The 21,988-nt window shown below is 72.3% G+C and carries 19 protein-coding genes; 17 read left to right on the top strand and 2 right to left on the bottom strand.

Translation table 11 applies throughout. From position 1 onward, the window contains the following. The first annotated feature begins 101 nt into the window (after positions 1 to 101). The 12 genes from ACWEOH_RS08870 (at position 102) to ACWEOH_RS08815 (ending at position 13,491) form a co-directional block, all read left to right on the top strand. Positions 102 to 1,886: a nitrite/sulfite reductase gene (locus ACWEOH_RS08870; RefSeq protein ID WP_452030110.1), complete on the top strand. Its 1,785-nt coding sequence runs from the start codon at positions 102 to 104 to the stop codon at positions 1,884 to 1,886. Continuing rightward, entirely contained in the window at positions 1,883 to 2,626 is a 744-nt protein-coding gene (locus ACWEOH_RS08865) for a phosphoadenylyl-sulfate reductase (RefSeq protein WP_452030108.1), read from the top strand. The genes ACWEOH_RS08870 and ACWEOH_RS08865 overlap by 4 nt, the downstream gene beginning before the upstream one ends. Beyond that, complete coding sequence (gene cysD / locus ACWEOH_RS08860) at positions 2,623 to 3,636, top strand: sulfate adenylyltransferase subunit CysD (RefSeq protein ID WP_452030106.1); 1,014 nt, start codon at positions 2,623 to 2,625, stop codon at positions 3,634 to 3,636. The genes ACWEOH_RS08865 and cysD overlap by 4 nt, the downstream gene beginning before the upstream one ends. Beyond that, positions 3,636 to 4,988, top strand: coding sequence for a sulfate adenylyltransferase subunit 1 (locus ACWEOH_RS08855; RefSeq protein WP_452030104.1), 1,353 nt, complete (start codon positions 3,636 to 3,638; stop codon positions 4,986 to 4,988). Before cysD ends, ACWEOH_RS08855 begins: the two co-directional genes overlap by 1 nt. Then, on the top strand, positions 4,985 to 6,091 hold the full coding sequence (locus ACWEOH_RS08850) for an ABC transporter substrate-binding protein (protein ID WP_452030102.1): 1,107 nt from the start codon (positions 4,985 to 4,987) through the stop codon (positions 6,089 to 6,091). Before ACWEOH_RS08855 ends, ACWEOH_RS08850 begins: the two co-directional genes overlap by 4 nt. Positions 6,092 to 6,102: 11 nt before the next feature. Beyond that, positions 6,103 to 6,846 carry an ABC transporter ATP-binding protein gene (locus ACWEOH_RS08845; RefSeq protein WP_452030100.1) on the top strand — a complete coding sequence of 248 codons (744 nt, stop codon included), beginning with the start codon at positions 6,103 to 6,105 and terminating at the stop codon, positions 6,844 to 6,846. Then, positions 6,836 to 7,828, top strand: a complete 993-nt coding sequence (locus tag ACWEOH_RS08840; protein WP_452030098.1) for an ABC transporter permease — start codon at positions 6,836 to 6,838, stop codon at positions 7,826 to 7,828. The genes ACWEOH_RS08845 and ACWEOH_RS08840 overlap by 11 nt, the downstream gene beginning before the upstream one ends. Next, positions 7,825 to 8,646 carry a uroporphyrinogen-III C-methyltransferase gene (cobA, locus tag ACWEOH_RS08835; RefSeq protein ID WP_452030096.1) on the top strand — a complete coding sequence of 274 codons (822 nt, stop codon included), beginning with the start codon at positions 7,825 to 7,827 and terminating at the stop codon, positions 8,644 to 8,646. Before ACWEOH_RS08840 ends, cobA begins: the two co-directional genes overlap by 4 nt. After that, a complete protein-coding gene (locus tag ACWEOH_RS08830) occupies positions 8,643 to 10,052 on the top strand; it encodes an FAD-dependent oxidoreductase (RefSeq protein ID WP_452030095.1) in 1,410 nt (469 codons plus the stop codon). Before cobA ends, ACWEOH_RS08830 begins: the two co-directional genes overlap by 4 nt. After that, the gene (fdxA, locus tag ACWEOH_RS08825; protein ID WP_452030094.1) at positions 10,049 to 10,393 is read left to right on the top strand and encodes a ferredoxin; all 345 of its coding nucleotides are present in this window, start codon (positions 10,049 to 10,051) and stop codon (positions 10,391 to 10,393) included. Before ACWEOH_RS08830 ends, fdxA begins: the two co-directional genes overlap by 4 nt. Positions 10,394 to 10,477: 84 nt before the next feature. Further along, complete coding sequence (locus ACWEOH_RS08820; RefSeq protein ID WP_452030093.1) at positions 10,478 to 12,496, top strand: hypothetical protein; 2,019 nt, start codon at positions 10,478 to 10,480, stop codon at positions 12,494 to 12,496. Next, a complete protein-coding gene (locus tag ACWEOH_RS08815; protein ID WP_452030092.1) occupies positions 12,493 to 13,491 on the top strand; it encodes a glycosyltransferase family 2 protein in 999 nt (332 codons plus the stop codon). The genes ACWEOH_RS08820 and ACWEOH_RS08815 overlap by 4 nt, the downstream gene beginning before the upstream one ends. Here ACWEOH_RS08815 and ACWEOH_RS08810 read toward each other — a convergent pair. After that, the gene (locus tag ACWEOH_RS08810; RefSeq protein WP_452030090.1) at positions 13,471 to 14,715 is read right to left on the bottom strand and encodes a glycosyltransferase; all 1,245 of its coding nucleotides are present in this window, start codon (positions 14,713 to 14,715) and stop codon (positions 13,471 to 13,473) included. The genes ACWEOH_RS08815 and ACWEOH_RS08810 overlap by 21 nt on opposite strands. Beyond that, complete coding sequence (locus ACWEOH_RS08805) at positions 14,712 to 15,395, bottom strand: arsenate reductase/protein-tyrosine-phosphatase family protein (protein ID WP_452030088.1); 684 nt, start codon at positions 15,393 to 15,395, stop codon at positions 14,712 to 14,714. The genes ACWEOH_RS08810 and ACWEOH_RS08805 overlap by 4 nt, the downstream gene beginning before the upstream one ends. A gap of 92 nt (positions 15,396 to 15,487) precedes the next feature. On the opposite strand from ACWEOH_RS08805, the gene ACWEOH_RS08800 reads away from it, so the two are divergent. Genes ACWEOH_RS08800 through ACWEOH_RS08780 form a run of 5 tightly spaced genes read left to right on the top strand, consistent with a single transcriptional unit; the run spans position 15,488 to position 21,948 of the window. Beyond that, positions 15,488 to 17,503 (top strand): glycosyltransferase, encoded by a 2,016-nt coding sequence (locus ACWEOH_RS08800; protein ID WP_452030086.1) that lies wholly within the window; start codon positions 15,488 to 15,490, stop codon positions 17,501 to 17,503. Further along, positions 17,500 to 18,672, top strand: coding sequence for a glycosyltransferase family 4 protein (locus tag ACWEOH_RS08795; protein ID WP_452030084.1), 1,173 nt, complete (start codon positions 17,500 to 17,502; stop codon positions 18,670 to 18,672). The genes ACWEOH_RS08800 and ACWEOH_RS08795 overlap by 4 nt, the downstream gene beginning before the upstream one ends. Then, a complete protein-coding gene (locus ACWEOH_RS08790; protein WP_452030082.1) occupies positions 18,669 to 19,796 on the top strand; it encodes a glycosyltransferase in 1,128 nt (375 codons plus the stop codon). Before ACWEOH_RS08795 ends, ACWEOH_RS08790 begins: the two co-directional genes overlap by 4 nt. Further along, positions 19,793 to 20,830, top strand: a complete 1,038-nt coding sequence (locus ACWEOH_RS08785) for a glycosyltransferase family 4 protein (protein ID WP_452030080.1) — start codon at positions 19,793 to 19,795, stop codon at positions 20,828 to 20,830. Before ACWEOH_RS08790 ends, ACWEOH_RS08785 begins: the two co-directional genes overlap by 4 nt. Continuing rightward, a complete protein-coding gene (locus ACWEOH_RS08780) occupies positions 20,827 to 21,948 on the top strand; it encodes a glycosyltransferase (protein ID WP_452030078.1) in 1,122 nt (373 codons plus the stop codon). Before ACWEOH_RS08785 ends, ACWEOH_RS08780 begins: the two co-directional genes overlap by 4 nt. Positions 21,949 to 21,988: the final 40 nt, after the last annotated feature.

Below are 21,988 nucleotides of genomic sequence, written 5' to 3'. Positions count from 1 at the left end.
CGTGACCGGGCGTGACACGGCACCTGTTCGCGGGTGGCCGACTCGCCTACGTTCGACCGGACACCACCGCGCAGAACGCGCCGGCCGAGAGGAGGACGCCCGTGACGACACCGCCCACGACGGATGCCGCGCCCGCGCGCCCGGCCCGTACCGAGCGCCCGGCCCGGCCCGAGCGTCCGGCAGGCGATCGCCCGGTCCGAGGCGATCGCCCCGCCCGCCCGGCGTCGCGCCCCCACGGGCAGTGGAAGGTCGACGGCACCGAGCCGCTCAACGCCAACGAGCAGTGGAAGCAGGAGGACGGCGGTCTCGCCGTGCGCGAGCGCATCGAGCGCATCTACGCCGACGGCGGCTTCGCCTCGATCGACCCGACCGACCTGCACGGCCGCTTCCGCTGGTGGGGCCTCTACACGCAGCGCAAGCCCGGCATCGACGGCGGCCGCACCGCAACGCTCGAGCCGCACGAGCTCGAGGACGAGTACTTCATGCTGCGCGTCCGCATCGACGGCGGTCAGCTCACGACCGAGCAGCTGCGCGTCATCGGCGGCATCTCGACCGAGTTCGGGCGCGACACCGCCGACCTCACCGACCGCCAGAACGTCCAGCTGCACTGGATCCGCGTCGAGGACGTGCCCGAGATCTGGCGCCGCCTCGAGGCGGTCGGCCTCGGCACGACCGAGGCGTGCGGCGACGTGCCCCGTGTGGTCCTCGGCTCGCCGGTCGCCGGCATCGCCGCCGACGAGCTCATCGACCCGACCCCGCAGATCGACGAGATCACGAGCCGCTTCATCGGCGACGAGTCGCTCGCGAACCTTCCGCGCAAGTTCAAGTCCGCCCTGACCGGCCACCCGAGCCAGGACGTCGTCCACGAGATCAACGACGTGGCGTTCGTCGCGGTCGAGCACCCGGAGCTCGGCATCGGCTACGACCTGTGGGTCGGCGGCGGCCTCTCCACGGCGCCGCGCCTGGCCGAGCGCCTCGGCGTCTTCGTCGCCCCCGACCGCGTCGCGGACGCCTGGCACGGCGTCGCGCAGATCTTCCGCGACTACGGCTACCGCCGGCTGCGGAACAAGGCGCGCCTGAAGTTCCTACTGGCCGACTGGGGCGTCGAGAAGTTCCGCGAGGTGCTCGAGACCGAGTACCTCGACGCGCCGCTGCCCGACGGCCCTGCGGCGCCGACGCCCACCACGCCCGGCGACCACGTCGGCGTGCACCGCCAGAAGGACGGCCGGTTCTACGTCGGTGCGACCCCGATCGTCGGACGCGTCTCCGGCCCGATCCTGACCAGGCTCGCCGACCTCGTCGAGGCGCACGGGTCGACCCGGCTGCGCACCACGCCGCACCAGAAGGTCGTCATCCTCGACATCCCCGAGGACCGGGTCGAGTCGCTCATCGCAGGCCTCGACGAGCTCGGCCTCTCGGCGCGCCCCAGCCTCATCCGCCGCGGCACGATCGCGTGCACGGGCATCGAGTTCTGCAAGCTCGCCATCGTCGAGACCAAGGCGTACGCGACCGCCGCCGTGCTCGAGCTCGAGGAGCGCCTCGCGGGCTTCGACCTGCCGCACCCGATCAGCCTGCACGTCAACGGCTGCCCCAACTCGTGCGCCCGCATCCAGACCGCCGACATCGGCCTCAAGGGCCAGCTCATCATGGACGACTCGGGCGAGCAGGTCCCCGGCTACCAGGTGCACCTCGGCGGCGGGCTCGCCTCGCTCGACCGCGACGAGGCCGGCCTCGGCCGCACCGTGCGCGGCCTGAAGGTCACGGCCGACGGGATCGCCGACTACGTCTCGCGCGTGGTCACCCGCTTCCTCGAGGAGCGCGACGCCGCAGCCGACGAGACGTTCGCCCAGTGGGCGCACCGCGCCGACGAGGAGGCCCTGCGATGAGCGTTTCCCTCGCCCCTCGCGCCGCGACGCTGCGCTCGCGCGACGAGCTGCGCGCGCTCGCCGAGGCGGGCAACGTCGAGCTCGGCAGCCTCACCGACCACGAGGCATCCGCCGCCGAGGTCGTCACGTGGGTCGCTGAGCACTTCGCCACGGATGCCGCGGCGGTCGCCTGCTCGATGGCCGACGCCGTGCTGCCGCACGTGATCGCCGAGCAGCTGCCCGGCGTCGATGTGCTGTTCCTCGACACGGGGTACCACTTCACCGAGACGTACGTGACGCGCGACGAGGTCGCCCGGGCGCTCGACGTTCGGATCGTCGACGTGCTGCCCGAGCAGACCGTCGCGCAGCAGGACGCCGAGTTCGGCGCCGAGCTCTTCGCCCGCGACCCGGGCCTCTGCTGCGCGCGCCGCAAGGTCGCGCCCCTGCAGCAGGCGCTCGGCGGCTACGAGGTGTGGTTCACGGGCGTGCGCCGCGAGGAGGCCCCGACGCGCACGAACACCCCACTCGTCACGTGGGACGAGCGGAACGGGCTCGTGAAGGTCAACCCGCTCGCCGCGTGGACCTTCGACGAGCTGCTCGACTACGCCGGTGCGCACCAGGTGCCCGTGAACCTGCTCATGTCGCACGGCTACCCCTCGATCGGCTGCGAGCCGTGCACGAAGCCCGTCGCCGCGGGCGAGGATCCGAGGTCGGGCCGCTGGGCCGGCCTCGCCAAGACCGAATGCGGGTTGCACCTATGAGCGAGATCCTGAACCCCGGTGGTCGAGTAGCGACCGCGGAGCGGACGCGTATCGAGACCGACTCGCCGCGTCTCGATACGCGTCCGGCTGCGCCGGGCGCTACTCGACGAGCGGAGCGCTCCCTCTCCACCCTCGACGCGCTCGAGTCCGAGTCGATCCACATCATCCGCGAGGTCGTCGCCGAGTTCGAGCGCCCCGTGCTGCTGTTCTCGGGCGGCAAGGACTCCGTGGTCGTGCTGCACCTCGCGGCGAAGGCGTTCTGGCCGGCGAAGGTGCCGTTCCCGGTGCTGCACGTCGACACGGGCCACAACTTCCCCGAGGTCATCGACTTCCGCGATCGCACCGTCGCGCGGCTCGGGCTCCGGCTCGAGGTCGCCGCCGTGCAGGACTACCTCGACGACGGCCGCCTCCAGGAGCGCGCCGACGGCACGCGCAACCCGCTGCAGACCCAGCCGTTGCTCGACGCGATCGCCGCCGGCCGCCACGACGCCGTCTTCGGCGGCGCACGCCGCGACGAGGACAAGGCCCGCGCCAAGGAGCGCATCCTGAGCCTGCGGGACGAGTTCGGCCAGTGGGACCCGCGCAACCAGCGTCCAGAGCTCTGGGACCTCTACAACGGCCGCCACACCGTCGGCCAGCACGTGCGCGCGTTCCCGATCTCGAACTGGACCGAGCTGGACGTGTGGCGCTACATCGAGCGCGAGGGCATCGAGCTCCCGCCGCTGTACTACGCGCACGAGCGCGAGGTGTACCGCCGCGACGGCATGTGGCGCGCGGTGTCCGACGTGTCGCCGGCTCGCGAGGGCGAGGCGATCGAGCGTCGCATCGTGCGCTACCGCACGGTGGGCGACATGAGCTGCACCGGCGCGGTCGAGTCCGACGCGGCATCCGTCGCCGACGTGGTGCGCGAGGTGGCCACCTCGACCCTCACCGAACGCGGGGCGACCCGCGCCGACGACCGGATCTCGGAGGCCGCCATGGAGGACCGCAAGAAGGACGGGTACTTCTGATGGGCGACGCGCTCTTCCGCTTCGCGACGGCCGGCTCGGTCGACGACGGCAAGTCGACCCTCGTCGGGCGGCTGCTGCACGACTCCAAGGCGATCCTCGCCGACCAGCTCGAGTCGGTCGCCCGCACGTCCGCCGAGCGCGGCTTCGGCGGCGAGCCCGGCGCGATCGACTTCGCGCTGCTCACCGACGGCCTTCGCGCCGAGCGTGAGCAGGGCATCACGATCGACGTCGCCTACCGCTACTTCGCCACCGGCCGCCGGTCGTTCATCCTCGCCGACTGCCCTGGCCACGTGCAGTACACGCGCAACATGGTCACCGGAGCCACCACCGCAGATGCCGTCGTCGTGCTCGTCGACGCGCGCAAGGGCGTGCTCGAGCAGACCCGCCGCCACCTCGCCGTCGTGCAGCTGCTGCGCGTGCCGCACGTCATCGTCGCAGTGAACAAGATCGACCTGCTCGACTACTCCGAGGCCGCGTTCACGCGCGTCGCCGACGAGGTCACGGCGCTCGCTCGCGAGCTCGGACTGCCCGACGCGCACGTCATCCCGGTCTCGGCGCTCGCCGGCGACAACATCGTCGACCGGTCGGCGAACACGCCCTGGTACTCGGGGCCTGCGCTGCTCGAGCTCCTCGAGGCGCTGCCGTCGCTCGACGAGCTCGAGACCGAGCTTGAGGCGCTGCGGATGCCGGTGCAGCTCGTCGTGCGGCCGCAGGGCGCGTTGGCGCCCGACGTCGCCGACCCCGAGGCGTTCCGCGACTACCGCGCGTTCGCCGGACGCATCGCGTCGGGCACCGTGCGCGTCGGCGACGCCGTGCAGGTGTTCCCCGGCGGCGCCACGACGACGGTCGTCGGCATCGACGCCGGTCCGGTCGAGCTCGAGTCCGCGTCGGCGCCGCAGTCGGTGTCGCTGCGGCTCGCCGACGAGATCGACGCGGCGCGCGGCGCCGTCATCGCGGCATCCGGATCGCTGCCCGAGCCGCGCCGCGAGCTCGACGCCTCGGTGTTCCAGCTCGACCCCCGGCCGCTCGTGCCGGGCTCGCGCGTGCTCGTGAAGACCGGCACCTCGACCGTGCAAGCGCTCGTGACGGCCGTGCAGGGCCGCCGCGACCTCGGCACGCTCGCCCTCGAGCCCGCGGACCGGCTCGAGGCCAACGACATCGGACAGGTCGCCCTGAAGCTCGCCGCCGAGCTCCCGGTCGAACCGTACGCCGACCACCGACGTGCGGGTGCGTTCCTCGTGATCCACCCGCAAGACGGCGCGACCCTCGCGGCCGCGATCGTCACCCCGCCCGTCCCACCCGCGACGGACACCCCCATCCGCACCACCGATCCAGAAGGAGCAGCAGCATGAACGCCACGTCCCGCGTCCGCACCCGCCTCGGCCTGGTGGGCGGCATGATGATGGCCGGCGCGATCGTCGCCTCGGCCGTGCTGACCGGCTGCAGCGCGCAGTCGGCCGCCGGCGAGACCGCCGCGGCATCCGACGGCGGCACGCCGGCCGAGGAGCTGCGCCTCGGCTACTTCGCCAATGTCACGCACGCCCCCGCGCTCGTCGGCTTGCAGGAGGGCCTCTTCGAGGAGGCGCTCGGCGACACGACGCTGTCGACGCAGGTGTTCAACGCCGGCCCGGCGGCGATCGAGGCGCTCACCGCGGGCGCCATCGACGCGACCTACATCGGCCCGAACCCGTCGATCAACACGTTCATCCAGTCGGCCGGCGAGTCGGCGCGCATCGTCGCCGGTGCTGCGACCGGAGGGGCCGCGCTCGTCGTGCGCGACGACATCGACTCGCCCGAGGACCTCGAGGGCACCACGCTCGCGACCCCGCAGCTCGGCAACACGCAGGACGTGGCGCTGCGCAGCTGGCTCGCCGACGAGGGCTTCACGACCGACACCTCGGGCGGCGGCGACGTGCACATCACGCCGACCGAGAACGCCCAAACGCTGACCCTGTTCCAGCAGGGCCAGCTCGACGGCGCGTGGCTCCCCGAGCCGTGGGTCTCGCGGCTCATCGTCGACGCCGGCGCGAAGGTGCTCGTCGACGAGGCCGACCTCTGGGAGGACGGGAACTTCCCGACGACCGTGCTGCTCGTGAACGCGACCTTCCTCGCGGAGCACCCGCAGACGGTCGAGGCGCTGCTCGAGGGCCACCTCGCGTCGCTGGCGTGGCTCGACGAGCACGCCGACGAGGCGCCGACGGTCATCAACGCCGCCCTCGAGGCCGAGACGGGCAAGCCGCTCGCCGACGAGGTCATCACGCGGTCGCTCGAGCACGTCACGTTCTCGGCCGACCCGCACGCCGAGACGTTCACGACGCTCGTCGAGAACGGCCTCGAGGCCGGCACGCAGAAGGCCGGCTCGATCGAGGGCCTGTTCGACCTGCGACTGCTGAACGGACAGCTCGAGGCGGCCGGCGAGGAGCCGGTCTCCGCGGGCGACCTCGGCGAGGAGTAGGGAGTCGACCCATGAGCGGGCAGACGGCCATCCGCATCGAGCACCTCGGCAAGCGCTTCGGCGCCGGGCCGCTCGTGCTCGACGACGTGAACCTCTCGATCACGGCGGGTGAGTTCGTCTGCCTGCTCGGGGCATCCGGCTGCGGCAAGTCGACGCTGCTGAACCTCATCGCGGGACTCGACCAGCCCACCACGGGCTCGATCGACACGCCCGCCGAGGGTTCCGCGGTCATGTTCCAGGAGTCCGCGCTCATGCCGTGGCTCACCGCGCGCGCGAACGTCGAGCTGGCGCTGCGCCTGCGGGGCGTCCCGCGATCCGCTCGTCGGGGCGAGGCGCTCGAGCTGCTCGACGTCGTCAACCTCGCGGATGCCGCGGAGAAGCGCCCGCACGAGCTCTCGGGCGGCATGCGCCAGCGCGTCGCCCTCGCGCGAGCCCTCGCGCAGGACCGGCCCGTCCTGCTCATGGACGAGCCCTTCGCCGCCCTCGACGCCATCACGCGCGACCTCCTGCACGAGGAGCTCGAGCGGGTGTGGCGCCAGACCGGCCGCACCATCGTCTTCGTCACCCACAACGTCCGCGAAGCGGCCCGGCTCGGGCAGCGGGTCGTGCTCCTGTCGAGCCGCCCCGGCCGGGTCGCGGGCGAGTGGCGCATCGCCGAGACCGCCGGGCGGCGCATCGAGTCGCCCGAGGTCGCGGCCCTCTCCATCGAGATCACCGACCAGCTGCGGAAGGAGATCCGCCGAAATGCCGCGTGAAGACCTGCTCACCGAGGACACCGGTCGTCGAGGAGCGACGACGGAGTCGACGCGTATCGAGACCCAGGCGTCCGGTTTCGATGCGGCTGCTTCGCTGCCGACTCGACCACCGTCGGGGCACGACGACCTCCGCAGCCTCGAGGCCGGCCTCGACCGACTGCAGACCACCCCTGAGCGTCGCGCGAGCGCATGGCGCCGGTTCACGACCAGCGTGCTGCCGCCCATCCTGTTCGTGGTCGTGCTCATCGCCGTCTGGCAGCTCTACATCGTGATCGCGCAGCCGCGGCCCGACATCGTGCCCGCACCGGCCGACGTCGTGAACGCCATCTCGGCGGCCTGGGAGGCGGGTCGCCTCCAGCTCGCGATCACCACCAGCCTCGAGCGCGGCATCCTCGGGTTCCTCATCGCGATCGCGGTGGGCACGCCGCTGGGCCTGCTGCTCGCCGAGATCCGCCCGCTGCGGCGGGCCGTCGGACCGATCATCTCGGGCCTGCAGGTGCTCCCGTCGGTCGCCTGGGTGCCGGCCGCCATCATCTGGTTCGGGCTGTCGGATGCCACGGTGTACTTCGTCATCCTCATGGGCGCGATCCCGTCGATCGTGAACGGCCTCATCGCCGGCGTCGACCAGGTGCCGCCGCAGCTGCGCCGGGTCGGCACGGTGCTCGGCGCCCGCCGTTGGGAGCTCGCGACGCTCGTCGTGCTGCCCGCCGCGCTGCCCGGCTACGTCGCAGGCCTCAAGCAGGGCTGGGCGTTCTCGTGGCGCTCGCTCATGGCCGCGGAGATCATCGCGATGGGCGGCACGATCGGCTTCGGCCTCGGCTCGATGCTCCAGCAGACGCGCGAGCTCGCCGACCTCGCGGGCGTGCTCGCCACGATCCTCGTGATCCTCGCGATCGGCATCCTGATCGAGCTCGTTGCCTTCGCCCCGCTCGAGCGACGGATGCTGCGCCGCCGCGGCCTGCTCGTGGAGCGGGACCGATGAGCGGGGTCGGCCGCGTCGTCCTCGTCGGCGCCGGTCCTGGCGACGCGGGCCTCCTGACCATCCGCGGACTGCGTGCGCTCGAGGCCGCCGACGTGATCGTGGCCGACCGGCTCGGCGCCCGCGGGGTGCTCGACGGACTCGCCGACGAGGGCGTGGAGTTGCACGCCGAGGTCGTCGACGTCGGCAAGCTCCCCGGCCACCACGCCGTGCCGCAGGACGTCATCAACGAGCTGCTCGTGACGCTCGCACGCGACGGGAAGCAGGTCGTACGGCTCAAGGGCGGCGACCCGTTCATCTTCGGACGCGGCGGCGAGGAGCTCGCCCACTGCCGCGACCGCGGGATCGACGTCGAGGTCGTGCCCGGCATCACGAGCGCGATCTCGGTCCCGGCGATCGCCGGCATCCCGCTCACCCACCGCGGCCTCGCGACGACGTTCACCGTCGTCACCGGCCACGACCAGATCCGGGCCCTCGGCGGCGGCCGCGACCACACCGTCGTGCTGCTCATGGGCATCGGCACGCTCGCGAACTCCGCGATCACGCTCGCCCGCGGCGAGCGCGGCGGCGACTGCCCCGTCGCGATCATCGAGGACGGCTACGGACCGCGCCAGCGGGTCACGATCGGCACGCTCGACACGATCGCGCTGCAGGCCGCGCGTCGCGGCATCCGCTCGCCCGCCGTCGTCGTGGTCGGCGACGTCGTGACCCTCAGCCCCTATGCTCCCCAACCGCTGGTCGAGCTCGTCGAAACCAGCCGACCGAACCCGGCTTCGACCGGCTCAGCCGGCGAAACGTACCGAAAGGCCACCAACCGATGACCCTCTCCCTTCGCGTCGCGATCGTCGGAGCCGGCCCCGCCGGCATCTACGCCGGCAACATCCTCCACCGGCAGGCCACGGAGGCGGGCGGCGAGGTCGCCATCGACCTGTTCGAGTCGCTGCCCGCGCCCTACGGCCTGATCCGCTACGGTGTCGCGCCCGACCACCCGCGCATCAAGGGCATCGTGAACTCGCTGCACGAGATGCTCGACGCGGGCACGATCCGGCTGATCGGCAACGTCGAGGTCGGCCGCGACGTGTCGGTCGAAGAGCTGCGCGAGCGCTACGACGCCGTCGTCTTCGCGACCGGCGCGCTGAAGGACGCCCCCCTCGACATTCCCGGCATCGACCTGCCCGGCTCCTACGGCGCGGCCGACCTCGTGGCCTGGTACGACGGGCACCCCGACGTGCCGCGCGAGTGGCCGCTCGAGGCGGAGCAGATCGCGGTGATCGGCAACGGCAACGTCGCGCTCGACGTCGCCCGCGTGCTCGCGAAGCACCCGAAGGACCTGCTCACGACCGACGTGCCCGCGAACGTCGTGGCCGGCCTCGAGGCGTCGCCGGTGACCGACGTGCACGTGTTCGGCCGCCGTGGCCCCGGCCACGTGAAGTTCACGCCGATCGAGCTGCGCGAGCTCGGCGAGGTGCCCGACGTCGACGTGATCGTCTACGACGACGACTTCGAGCGCGCCGCCGGCGACCCGCACGCCGAGCAGCTGCACGCGTCGAACAACCAGGTGAAGGTCATGACGCGCACGCTGAACGGGTGGCGTCCCTCGGCCGAGACCGTGCGCACCGCGTCGCGTCGCCTGCACCTGCACTTCCTCTACAACCCGGTCGAGGTGCTCGGCGACGGGCGCGTCGAGGGCGTCCGGTTCGAGCGCACGCGCCCCGTCGGCGACGGCAGCGTCGAGGGCACGGGCGAGTTCGTCGACGTGCCCGTGCAGGCCGTCTACCGCGCGGTCGGCTACGCGAGCTCGCCGCTCCCGGGCGTCCCGTTCGACGAGCGCAGCGCCGTGATCCCGAACGACGGCGGCCGGGTGACGGATGCCGAGGGGTCGCACGTCCCGGGCGTCTACGCCACGGGCTGGATCAAGCGCGGCCCCGTCGGCCTCATCGGGCACACGAAGGGCGACGCGCTCGAGACGATCACGAACCTGCTCGCGGATGCCGCGGCGGGCGCGCTCCCCGCGACGCTCGTCGAGGCCGCCGGGGGCGACGAGGTGCTCGAGCTGCTCGAGGCCCGCGGCATCCGCTACACGACCTGGGCCGGCTGGCTCGAGCTGGACGCGCACGAGCGCGGCCTCGGAGAGGCCTTCGAGGGCGTCGAGCGCGAGCGCGTGAAGGTCGTGCCCCGTGACGAGCAGGTGGAGATCTCCCGCGCCGGCGCGCTGGTCGCCTCGTGACGTACGTCATCGCGCTGCCCTGCGTCGACGTCAAGGACCGGGCCTGCATCGACGAATGCCCCGTCGACTGCATCTACGAGGGTGAACGCTCGCTCTACATCCACCCCGACGAGTGCGTCGACTGCGGCGCCTGCGAGCCCGTGTGCCCCGTCGAGGCGATCTACTACGAGGACGACCTCCCCGACGAGTGGTCGGACTACTACACGGCGAACGTCGAGTTCTTCGACGTCGTGACGTCCTCGGGCCAGGCGCTCGGCTCGCCCGGTGGCGCCGCGAAGGTCGGGGCGCTCGACTTCGACCACCCGCTGGTCGCGGCGCTGCCGCCGCAGGGCGACGCGTAGCGGGTGTGAGCGGCCACCCGAAGCGCCGTTCGGAGTGCAACGCAGCCGGAACCCACGGACGACGCTTCCCCGTAGGCTGTGGACATGACCGGCGGAGGTGAGTCACCAGACGCCGAACCCCGCCGTCACCCGGGTGCGCCGGCACTCGGTGTCGTACTGGGCGTCCTCGTGTTCTCGATCGCCGTCGCCGCGCAGGTCGCGGGTGTGCTGTCGGGGTGGCCGCTGATCACGCTGGGCGTCCTCGCCTCGCTCGCGGTCCCCTCATCACGAGAGTTCGGCCGCCGCGTCTTCTACGTCGGCTGCATCGCGCTCGGTTGGGTGACGCTCCTGTGGTGGCTGCCACTCCCGGTCTCGGGAGTGACGCGGCTCGGTCTCGTGGTGGCCGCGACCCTCGCGGTGCTCGTGGCCGTGTCGGTCGCGCGACCTGGCGGTCTCCGCACCCTCGTTCCGCGGTTCCGGCTCACCGACGCACTGGTCACCGCGGCCGCCGCATTCACTGCCTGGACGATCGCGCCGCTGCTGACCGTCGTGAACGGCGAGCAGGCGTTGCGTGTGCTCCGATTGGGTTGGGACTACGCCGCGCACTTCAACATGACCGAGATGATCCGGCGCACCGGGTCGTTGGTGGAACTGGCGTCGCCCGGACCCTATGGCACGTGGGCGTACTCGGAATACCCGAAGGGGTTCCATGCGGCCGCGGCATCCGTCATGGAGGCGACAGTGGGTCCGGCGATCGCCGCTCCTGACGCAGAGATCGTCGGGTTCGTCCACGCCACGGCGCTCGTAGCCATCGCTTCGGTGACGGTGGTCGCCGCGGGACTCGTGTCCCTTCCGCAGCTCCGCCGGCGCCCGCTCCTGGCCGCACCGCTCGTCGCCCTCGTGACGCTGGCACTGACCTGGGGCCCCGGAGGCGGGAGCCTCATCCACTTCGGATTCCCCAACTTCCTGCTCGCGACTGCGTTGCTGGCATGCGTTCCCCTGGTCGTCATCCCGATGAGCCGGATCGGGCCGGTGGCGCCGCTGCTCGCGCTCTCCGGGATCCTCGTCGGCGTCGCCCACAACTGGGCCCTGCTGCTCGTCGTTGCGTTCGCGGGCCTGGTGCCGGCGCTCCTCCCGCTTCGCCGACACCGGTGGCCCGCCTCGACCGCGGGCTGGACCGGCCTCGGTCTCGTCGTCGGGGGGACAGTGGTCGGCGGGGCCGCCGCATGGTCGACCCTGACGGGAAGCGACGACGCCGCGGCGGTCGATGCGAAGCTCCTGATCGACGGTGGCTTCATCGGGGGCTCGCTCAGCGAGATCCTGCTCCCGCCGCTCGTCGCGATCATCGCGAGCGTGGCCATGGCGGCGTTCGCCCGGGGCGCCGGAAACCAGCGGGGGCTCCTCGTGAGGGCTTCGGCCGAGGGGCTCGCCCCGATGACGGGCCTGCTGCTGCTCGTCTGGGTGGCGGTGCTCCAGCTCACCCAGACCGATGGCCTGGGGTACTACTTCTACAAGCTCGGCGCCGGCGTCCAGCTGACGTCCGTGGTGCTCGTGGCGACGCTGATCGGCGTGCTCATTCCCTCGGTGCGCGCGGGTTCTCGACGACGGGTGGTGCTCGGCGCTGCGGGCGTCGCCTTCGCCGCACTGCTCGCCACCTCATCCGGCGTGGTCAATGCGACATCCGAGGCGCTCAGCCTTCGACGACCCCCTGGGCTGGATGCCCGCGCAGCCTGGCTCCGCATTCTCGGATCACCGGACCGGACCACCGAGGCCGATGCCCGGACCGACGCCGGCGCCGATCAGATCCTCCGGGCTGCAGACGCGGTGACCCGAGACGGGCCGTATTTCTGGGTGCCCGCTCGGCTCGACGGCTCCACCGCACCGCGGTTGTCGAACCAGTGGCTCTTCGCATTCACCGGCCGATGGTCCGACTCGTCCGACCGGGTCATCAACGACCTGTGGGGCGACGACCTGCCTCGTGCCGAACGCCCGCGGAATCCCGAAGCAGCCCTCCATCGGGTACAGGCGGCACAGCCGGAAGCCGTGATCGTGGTCTCGCCCGAGACGCGCGACCGACTCCTGGCCGACCCCTCGTTCGACGGCGATCGGATCGTCAGTTGGTGAGCGGGCGCCTGAAGCGCGCGATCATGGGCGCATTGCCGGCCCCCGCCGGCCAGGCCCTCCGCGAGGTGAAGCGCAGTGTGCTCCTCCAGGCGGAACGGCATGGTCGCCTGCAGCGTCGCATCAACCGCCGCATCGTGGTCGACGGCCTGCCCCGGCGACGGCGGCGCGCCGGGTCGGTGTGGGCCGTCTGCCTCGCGAAGAACGAGGAGGACATCATCGTCCAGTCCACGCGGCACATGCTCGATCAGGGGGTCGACGGCGTCATCGTGGTCGACAACGGGTCGACCGACCGCACCGGCGCCCTGCTCGCGGGCCTCGCCGCCGAAGACGCGCGCGTGCACGTCGGCGTCGACGCCGAGCCGGGCTTCTTCCAGGGCATGAAGACCTCGTACCTCGCGCACCTCGCCTGGCGGGCCGGAGCCGACTGGGTGGTGCCGTTCGACGCGGACGAGTTCTGGTACGCCCCCGACGCGACGCTCGCCGGTCGGCTCGCACGCCTGCATGGTGTCGACCGGGTGTGGGCGCACCTCTGGAACGCCTACCCGCTCCCCGAGGACGGCCGACTCGACCTGGCGTCAGGCCGGCCCGTCCAAGTCGACCGCCGACCGACGGCGTGGATGAAGATCGCATTCCGCGCCCGACGCTGGGTCTGGGTGGGCGAAGGCAACCACGATCTCCGGAATCGTGGCCCGCGACCGCAACGGGCAGTGGACCTGCTGCACTTCTCATGCCGCTCGCTCGAGCAGTACTCCAGCAAGGCACGCGACGGCGTCGCCGCCCTTCGGAGAGCGGGCATGGATGACTCGATCGGGACCCACTGGCATGAGTGGACGACGCTCACCGACGGTGAGCGGGCAGCACGATGGTCGGCCTACGTCCGTGGTGAGATCGGTGACCTGGCGACGACGTCCGCTCCTGCCGAGCGCGTCGTGGTCCCCGATCCGATGCGGTGGCGCAGCTGGGATCCCGGAGGGCTACTGGACGACGGCGCCTGAGTCACGGCCGGCGGCGCCTCGTCGGCGTGCGACCGCGTCCAGCACGTCCGCGTAGAACGTCGCATGCTCTGCGACCACCTCGGCGTCGTCGAGCAGGCCGGGGGTCGCCGCGGCTGCGGCACCGAGCCGTTCTCGGAGCGCGGCATCCGATCCCAGGCGCTCGAGCGCGTCGGCGAGTGAACGGATGTCGCGTGGCGGCACTCGCAGTCCGTTCACGCCGTCGGCCACCCACTCCGCCGGCCCTCCCTCGTCGGCCACGACGGTCGCGCAACCCGCAGCGAGGTACTGCAGCACGTTCTGGCCCAGCGGCTCAGCGCGCGTCGACGCCTGGACGGCGATGTCCCATTGCGCGAGCCGCGCGTCGACATCGTCGACATGCCCGAGGAAGGCCACCCGGTCGGCGATGCCGAGCTCATCGGCGCGCGCACGCAGCTCGGCGAGGAAGCCCTCGTGCCCGAATGGCGCATCACCGGCGAACTCGAGCCGCGCGTCGGTGCGTCCCAACGCGGCGGCGAACGCGTCGAGCAGCAGCCGCTGGCCCTTCCACGGGTCGATGCGGGCGAGCATGCCGATACGGAGGGTCCGGTCGGTACCCGCCGGCCGTGCCGTCCGACGCCTGCTGAGCCCGGACGCGCTGGGGATGACCCTCGCGATCGCGTCGGGCGCGAGGTACGGTCTGGCGGAATCGAGCGGGGGATCCGTATCGGCGATCACCCCGTCGGCACGCGGGAGGATCAGGCGCGTCATGAGGAGGTGCCCGGCGCGGCCGAGCGCCTCCGCGTCGATCATGTCCCTGATGTGCACGACGAACGGCTGACGCGAGGTGCGCGCGGCGAGCGCGCCGTACGCCGCAGCCCGGGCGGTGTTGGCGTCGACGATGTCGGCGGTGCGGAACGCCGGGTGGACTCGCGTGGCGATCGCCTGGAGCACGAGCCGAGCTGTCGCCGCGAGCTGCAGCCGCCCGCTGCCGGTGCTCACGCCGGCGGGTTGGCGCACGCCGACGATCCGCTGGGGAACGTCGGAGGGCAGCGCCTCCCAGACGCCGAGATCGGCCTCGCCGGTCGGTGCGAGCATGACGAGCGGCGCCCACGGAACGCCGGCGTGCAGCATCCGGAGGAGGGCGTATTCGGCGCCACCGCGAACGCCGGTGTGTTCGAGGTGCAGTACCCGAGGGTGACGCGGCGACGCGGCATCCGTGCCCGCGCCCTCGCCTCGCGAGCTCATGCCCCGTGCCGGCCCGCGGCGCCGTGGGAGCGCGAGCGACCCTCGAGCAGCGACGGGTCCTCGACCGCCTCGGCATAGGCGGCCGCCTCGGCCGGTGGCATCGCGAAGAGCGCGGTGGCGAGCGTTGCGAGCGCCGGCACCTCCTGCCGGGCCATCGTGAGGAACGCCTCGTCGTCCTTGCCCTGCGGGTCGATGATGTCGTCAGCCTCGGCACCGGCGGCGGCCGTGCGGTTGTCAGCCATCGCGGCCACGGCCTGCCGCAGGTCGTCGACACCATCGGGTGTCGACCATGGGGCGAGCTCCGCGGCGATGCGGCCGGCCTCGCGGATCGAGAAGGTGGTGCGCAGCGCGCCGGGAACCAGCTGCAGCACCTGCACCCGCTGCTGAGACGATGCCACGAGCACGAGGTCGGCGCCGCGCAGCAGCTCCTCCGTGACCTGCTGCGCGCGGTGCGCGGATCCGTCGGCCCCGAGCGCCTCGGAGATGGCGCTCGTTCGGCGTCCCATGCGCGCCCCTGCCGGCGCGCCGAGCCCGGCGCTGGCGATCCGCACATGATCCGCGAGGTCCGACGGCAGGTACCAGCTCGCCCATCGGTCGAGCAATGCGGCCGCGAGCGCGGAACGGTTCACGTTCCCGGTGCAGATCGTGAGCACGGTGAACGGACCTTCCACCACTGGCATCCCCCAACTCGGAGTTGCGAACCGCGCGGAATGGCGCGCCCCCGACCCGATATCTTGTAGTTGTCCAGTGAAGTCTACGAGCGGGGGCATCCGTGCGCGTGCTGCGGGTCTCGCACAGCGCCGTGGTCGACGAGTGGCGAGGTCGCGAACGAGCGCTCACCGCACTCGGCGTCGACGTCTCGTTGGTGTCCGCGCGCCGGTGGCCCGAGGGCGGCTCGGTCGTCGCGGTCGAGCCGCGTCCTGGCGAGACCGTCACGGGCGTCGCCACGATCGGTCGCCATCCCGCCCTGTTCCTGTACGACCCCCGGCCGATCTGGCGAGCACTCGGCGAGCGATGGGACGTCATCGACATCCACGAGGAGCCGTTCGCGCTCGCAACCGCCGAGATCCTCCTGCTCCGCGCGATGCGGCGCCGACGCCCCCCGATCGTGCTGTACACCGCGCAGAACCTGCGCAAGCGGTATCCGGTTCCGTTCCGCTGGTTCGAGCGCCTGGCGCTGCGCACCGCTTCGGGCGTCTCGGCGTGCAACGCCGAGGCCGCTCGGATCGTCGAGGAGAAGGGGTTCGCCGGCCGGGCTCGAGTGATCCCGCTGGGCATCGACCTGCAGCGTTTCCGATCGGATGCCGCAGCGGCGCCCGTGATCGCCGAGCCCCGCCCGGCCGCCGAGGCCCGACGGGTGACCGTCGGCTTCGTCGGCCGGCTCGTGCCGGAGAAGGGCGCCGGCATCCTCCTCGACGCGCTCGTGCGCGACCCACGCCTGCGCGCCCGCATCGTCGGCGCCGGCCCGGCCGAGCCCGCACTGCGCGCACGGACCGACGAGCTGGAGATCGCCGATCGCGTCGACTTCATGGGACCGATCGACCCCGACGACATCGAGGACTTCTACCATTCGCTCGACGTGCTCGCGGTGCCCTCGCTGCCGACGCCGACGTGGACGGAGCAGTTCGGCCGGGTGGCGGTCGAGGCGATGGCATCGGGGGTTCCCGTGGTCTCGAGCGACGCCGGAGCGCTGCCCGCCGTCGTCGGCGGAGCGGGCATCGTCGTCCCCGCCGGGGATGCCGGGGCGCTCGCGCTCGGGCTCGTGGAGGCTGCGGGCCCCCGCCGGGACGAACTTCGCTCGAGCGGGCTCGCGAGAGCCGCCGACTGCAGCTGGGAGGCGGTCGGCGACGACTACCTCGAGCTGTATCGCTCCGTCGTGCACGCCGCATCCGTCACCTCATCAGGCCTGCCCCCGATCGAGGTCGTCGTCGTCGCGTACGGCACACCCGAGCTGCTCCGCCGCGCGCTCGAGCCCGTCGCAGAACTTCCCGTCACCGTCGTCGACAACTCGTCGCTTCCCGAGATCGAGGAGCTCTGCGGCGAGCTCGCCGTGCGCTACCTCGACCCCGGCCGCAACGATGGCTTCGCCGCCGGAGTGAACGTCGCCCTGCGCGAACGCCTCGTGCCCGGGGCCGACGTGCTGCTCCTCAACCCCGACGCGGTCATCGCGACCCGCGACATCATGATGCTCCAGCAGGCGCTGCGCGCCGAGCGAGACCTCGCGAGCGTGGGCCCGACCCAGGTCGACGCAACCGGCACCCGGTCGAGGACCGAATGGCCGTTCCCCTCGCCCCTCTCGACGTGGCTCGACGCGGCCGGGCTCGCACGCCTCCACCGGGCACCGCACTTCGTCATCGGCTCGGTGCTGCTGCTGCGCGCCGAGGCGATCGATCAGGTGGGCGAGTTCGACGAGCGGTTCTTCCTCTACTCCGAGGAGACCGACTGGGCCTACCGTGCGAGCCGGCTCGGCTGGCGCCACGCTTCGGTGCCCGCGGCGACGGCACTCCACGTCGGAGCAGCGACGAGCGACGACGCGAAGCGTCGCGAGGCGCAGTTCCACGCGTCGGTCGAGCGCTACCTGCGAAAGCACTATGGAAGCCTCGGCTGGCAGACCGCGCGCATCGGGCAGTGGCTCGGCGCGATGACCCGCTCGCTGGTGCTCCGCGGCGAGCGGGGCGGTGAGGCGCGCCGCCGCGCGGCGCTGTACCGGCTGGGACCGGTGCGCGTGGCGTCCCGGCTCACGCGTGAATCGCGCTCGGCGCCGTCTCCCGCGAGGGTCCGGGGATGACGCACATCGTGCAGGTCGTGCCGTTCATCGGGCCCGGATCCGGCGTCGCCGGTGTCGCGTGGAACCTGGAGCGGCAGCTGCGGGCGCTGGGTGCGACCGTCGAGCGGTACACGTTCGATGACGCACGGCGAGGCAAGACGAGCACGTGGCCGAAGTCGCGGCTCATGCGGAGGTTCGCGCGCGGCTGGCGCGTCGTGTGGCTCAGCACGGTCGGCACGGCGCGGGCCCGCCGCTTCCTCGCGGAGCGCCCCGAGGCGATCTCGATCTGCCACAACGACCTGCTCGTCGGCGACGTCTACGTCGACCACGGCGTCATCCTCGCGTCGATGCGCGCGAGGGGCAATCCGGCCTGGTTGATGCTCCGCAACCCGTTCCACGTCTTCATCCACATGCGCGACCGTTTCCGGTACCGCGGGCGCTCGCACCGGGTGGTGGTGGCGCTGTCGCGGCAGGATGTCGCGGAGCTGGAGCGCTCGTACGGCCGCGTGCGGCCGCCCGTCGTCGTCATCCCCAACGGCGTGGACCTCGACCGCTTCCACCCGCCCACGCCGCAGGAGCGGCGGGAGGCCCGTTCGGAGCTGCACCTGGGCGACGAGGAGCGGGTCGCGGTGTTCGTCGGTCACGAGTTCCACCGGAAGGGACTGGATTTCGCCATCGAGGGGCTTCGCCATGCACCGTCGGTGCTGCTCCTGATCGTCGGCGGCTCCGACGAGATCATCGCCGAGGCGAACGCGACCGCCCAGGCGCTCGGCGTGGGCACGAGGGTCCTCTTCGTCGGACCCCGCTATGACCTCGGCCCGTTCCTCGCGGCAGCGGACATGTTCGTGCTGCCGAGTGCGTACGAGGCCAACGCCCTGGTCGTGCTCGAGGCGCTCGCCAGCGGGCTGCCGGTCGTGACGACCCGCGTGGGCTTCGCGCCGGAGGTCGTCGCCGACGGCGACAACGGCTTCCTCGTCGACCGCGACGCCCGTGCCGTGGGCGAGCGGCTCGAACAGCTGGCACTGCTCCCCGACGACGAGCTCGCCGAGTGGGGGCGACGGGCGCGTGCCAGCGTCGAGCCGTACTCGTGGCGCGCCATCGCGCAGCGCTACCTCGACCTCGTCGTCGAGTTGCAGGCCCATCGCGATGCGAGCTCCGCACCGAGCATCGCCCGGGGAACGAGCGGATGACCCGGATCGTCCAGATCGCGCCCGTGATCGGGCCCGGGACCGGAGTCGCCGGGGTCGCCTACGCCCTGGAGCGCGAGTTCATCGCGAGTGGGGCCACCGTGGAGCGGTTCACCGCGGTCGAAGCCGGCCGGCGGCGCCGGCGAGCCCCGCGATCGGCGATCGGGATGCGCCTCCGGCACGCGGCCGACGTGGCCTGGTTCAGCACGGTCGGCACGGCACGAGCCAGGCGATTCCTCGCCCAGCGACCCGACGCGGTGTCGATCTGCCACAACGACGTCATGGCCGGCGACGTCTACGTGAACCATGGCCTGCTGGTGGCGGCCATGCGCACACGCGGCCACTACGTGCTGAGGATGCTGCGGAACCCGCTGCATCTCTTCACCGCCGCGCGTGATCGCATCCGCTACCGCGGGCGCACGCACCGCGCGATCGTCGCGCTCACCGACCAGGAGGCGCAACTGCTCGTCGACACCTACGGGCGAGTGGACCTGCCCATCCGGGTGATCGCGAACGGCGTCGATCTCGAACGATTCCGCCCGGCGAGCGAGGCCGAACGCGCGCGGGCCCGTGCGAGCATCGGGCTCTCGGACGACTCCCTGGTGGCCGTGTTCATCGGACACGAGTTCGAGCGGAAGGGCCTGCCGATCGTGATCGACGCGCTGCGGCAGGCACCGGGCGCCTCGCTCCTCGTGGTCGGCGGAACGCCCGACCAGATCCGGCATTCGAGCGGCCAATCGGAGCGGCTCGGGGTCGCCGACAGGGTCCACTTCCTGGGCCCGCAGCCCGACCCGGTGCCCTTCCTCCAGGCGGCTGACGTGTTCGTGCTCCCCAGCGCGTACGAGTCCTACGGCCTGGTCATCATGGAGGCCCTCGCCAGCGGGGTACCGGTCGTCTCGACGTCCGTCGGTGTCGCGCCCGACGTGATCGACGACGGGATGAACGGGTTCATCGTTCCCCAGGACGCGGGGGTGGTCGGACAGCGGCTTCGGGAGCTCAGTGGACAGGACCTCACCGCGTGGCGGCAGCGGGCACGCGAGCGCGCCGCCGGTCATTCGTGGCGAGCAACCGCCGACCGGTACCTGGCACTGGTCCATGAGCTGCAGGCGAAGAAGGAGGAGCGGTGACCGAGCCCCTCCGCATCCTGCACGCCATCAGGTCCGACGGGTTCGCCGGCGTCGAGCAGTTCGTGCTCAGGCTGGCGCGCGCGCAGGCCGCGGACGGCCATCGGGTCGCCGTCATCGGTGGGGCGACGGTGCGGATGCGCCCGAGCCTCGATGCGGCCGGAATCGAGCACACGCCGGCGGCGCGCACGCTCGAGGTGGCACGAGCGGTCCGGCGACGGGCCGGCGACGTCGACGTGGTGAACACGCACATGACCGCGGCCGAGGTGGGCACGGTGGCGGGCCTGGCCGGTCGTGGTCGGCGTCAGCCCGCCGTCGTCGCCACGCGGCACTTCGCCAAGCCGCGCGGCCGCGTGGGACCGGTGCCGGTCGGCGCCCTCGTCCGTCGTCGCATCGACGCGCAACTGGCGATCAGCGAGCTCGTCGCGTCATCCATCGACGGACCCAGTACGATCGTGCATCCGGGTGTCGAGGAACGGCCCCTCGGAGACGGTCGGCCCCGAGCACGCACGGTGCTCATGGCGCAGCGACTGGAGCCCGAGAAGCACACGCACGTCGGCATCCGCGCGTTCGCGGCATCCGGTCTGGCATCGGATGACTGGACCCTCGAGATCGCCGGCACCGGCTCGGAACTCGCCACGCTGCGCGCGCTCGTCGCGGAGCTCGGCCTCGAGCGCGCGGTGCGATTCCTCGGCTTCCGCGCCGACCTCCCCGACGTCGCGGCCCGAGCCGGCATCCTGCTCGCGTCGTGTCCGTTCGAGCACTTCGGGTTGAGCGTGCTCGAGGCGATGGCCGGCGGACTCCCCGTCGTGGCGGCGGCGGGCGGAGGGCATCTCGAGATGCTCGAGGAACTCGACCCGCGAGCGATGTTCCGGCCCGATGACGTGACGGATGCCGCAGCCGCCCTGCGCTCGCTTGCCGACGACGCCGTCGGGCGCGATGCCCTCGGTGCGGCGGAACAGGCACGCCAGCGGCGCGAGTTCTCGCTCCGCGCCCAGGTCCAGGGCACCGACGCGGTGTACCGGAGCGTGCTGTGACCGATCTCGTGGTGATGTCGCTCGAGGCCTGGGATGATGTGTGGCGCCGCAACCAGCACCTCGTCGCCGGCCTGCTCGTGGCCGACCCCGACCTGCGGGTGCTGTTCGTCGAGCCGCCGGCCGACCCGCTGCACGACCTCAGCCGGCGGCGGGCCCCGGGCTTCGGGCATGGTCCCGCGAAGGTCGCGGACTCCGCCGGTGGGCGGCTGTGGACGATGCGAGCGGTGAAGTGGCTCCCGCGTCGGCTCGACGCGCGCGCCGACGAACGTCTCGCGCGCACGGTGATGCGGGCCGTCACGAAGCTCGGGATGGACACCCCGCTGCTGTGGATCAACGACCCGGGCGCCGCGACGCTCGCGCGGCGCTCGGCGTGGCCGACGCTCTACGACATCACCGACGACTGGCTCGCCGCCGACCGCGCCCCGGCCGAGCTCGCGCGCATCGCCGACAACGAGGCGTACCTGCTGCGTACGGCCCGTGAGGTGGTGGTCTGCTCCGATGAGCTGGCGAGGCGCAAGGGCGCCACGCGTCCGATCACGCTGATCCCGAATGCGGTGGATGTCGCCGCCTACCGCCGCCCCATGCCACGGCCCGCCGACCTGCCCATCGGCGCCGTCGCGCTCTACCTGGGCACCGTGCATGCCGACCGGCTCGACGTCCCCCTCGTCGAGGCCACGGCGCGGGCGCTCGGGTCGACGAGCACGTTGACCTTCGTGGGCCCGAACCTGCTCGCCGACGACGAGACCGCACGATTGGAGCAGGCCGGCGTCCGATTCCTCGGCGCACGGCCACGAGACGCCGTGATCGCGTACCTGCAGCATGCCGACGTGCTCGTCGTTCCCCACGTCGTCACCGCCTTCACCGAGAGCCTCGATCCGCTCAAGCTCTACGAGTACCAAGCGGTCGGCCGCCCGGTCGTCTCGACGTCCGTCGCAGGATTCCGCGATGCGGCCGATCCTCGGATCACGGTCGCCGACGGTGGGGCCTTCACCCACGCGGTCGCTGCCGCGGTGCCCGCCCCGACACGATTCCCGCACGGCGCCGATCTCACCGTGCCCGACTGGAGCGAGCGCGTGGCGCGCATGCACGACGTGCTCGATTCCCTCGCCGACGGGTAGCATTCCATCTCAGGCGGGCTGCGTCGTTCGCCATCTCGAA

The organism is Agromyces sp. NPDC004153, from assembly GCF_053603635.1.
The sequence above is the reverse complement of the archived record's forward strand: the minus strand, read 5'-3'. Positions and strand labels throughout refer to the sequence as shown.

Bases quoted from the DNA above. Each gene is read 5' to 3' on its own strand.
- ACWEOH_RS08810 (WP_452030090.1), bottom strand. From the start codon at position 14,715: ATGAGCTCGCGAGGCGAGGGCGCGGGCACGGATGCCGCGTCGCCGCGT.
- ACWEOH_RS08855 (WP_452030104.1), top strand. From the start codon at position 3,636: ATGGGCGACGCGCTCTTCCGCTTCGCGACGGCCGGCTCGGTCGACGAC.
- ACWEOH_RS08790 (WP_452030082.1), top strand. From the start codon at position 18,669: ATGACCCGGATCGTCCAGATCGCGCCCGTGATCGGGCCCGGGACCGGA.
- ACWEOH_RS08840 (WP_452030098.1), top strand. From the start codon at position 6,836: ATGCCGCGTGAAGACCTGCTCACCGAGGACACCGGTCGTCGAGGAGCG.
- ACWEOH_RS08820 (WP_452030093.1), top strand. From the start codon at position 10,478: ATGACCGGCGGAGGTGAGTCACCAGACGCCGAACCCCGCCGTCACCCG.
- ACWEOH_RS08850 (WP_452030102.1), top strand. From the start codon at position 4,985: ATGAACGCCACGTCCCGCGTCCGCACCCGCCTCGGCCTGGTGGGCGGC.
- cobA (WP_452030096.1), top strand. From the start codon at position 7,825: ATGAGCGGGGTCGGCCGCGTCGTCCTCGTCGGCGCCGGTCCTGGCGAC.
- ACWEOH_RS08865 (WP_452030108.1), top strand. From the start codon at position 1,883: ATGAGCGTTTCCCTCGCCCCTCGCGCCGCGACGCTGCGCTCGCGCGAC.
- ACWEOH_RS08845 (WP_452030100.1), top strand. From the start codon at position 6,103: ATGAGCGGGCAGACGGCCATCCGCATCGAGCACCTCGGCAAGCGCTTC.
- ACWEOH_RS08795 (WP_452030084.1), top strand. From the start codon at position 17,500: ATGACGCACATCGTGCAGGTCGTGCCGTTCATCGGGCCCGGATCCGGC.
- ACWEOH_RS08805 (WP_452030088.1), bottom strand. From the start codon at position 15,395: ATGCCAGTGGTGGAAGGTCCGTTCACCGTGCTCACGATCTGCACCGGG.
- ACWEOH_RS08830 (WP_452030095.1), top strand. From the start codon at position 8,643: ATGACCCTCTCCCTTCGCGTCGCGATCGTCGGAGCCGGCCCCGCCGGC.
- cysD (WP_452030106.1), top strand. From the start codon at position 2,623: ATGAGCGAGATCCTGAACCCCGGTGGTCGAGTAGCGACCGCGGAGCGG.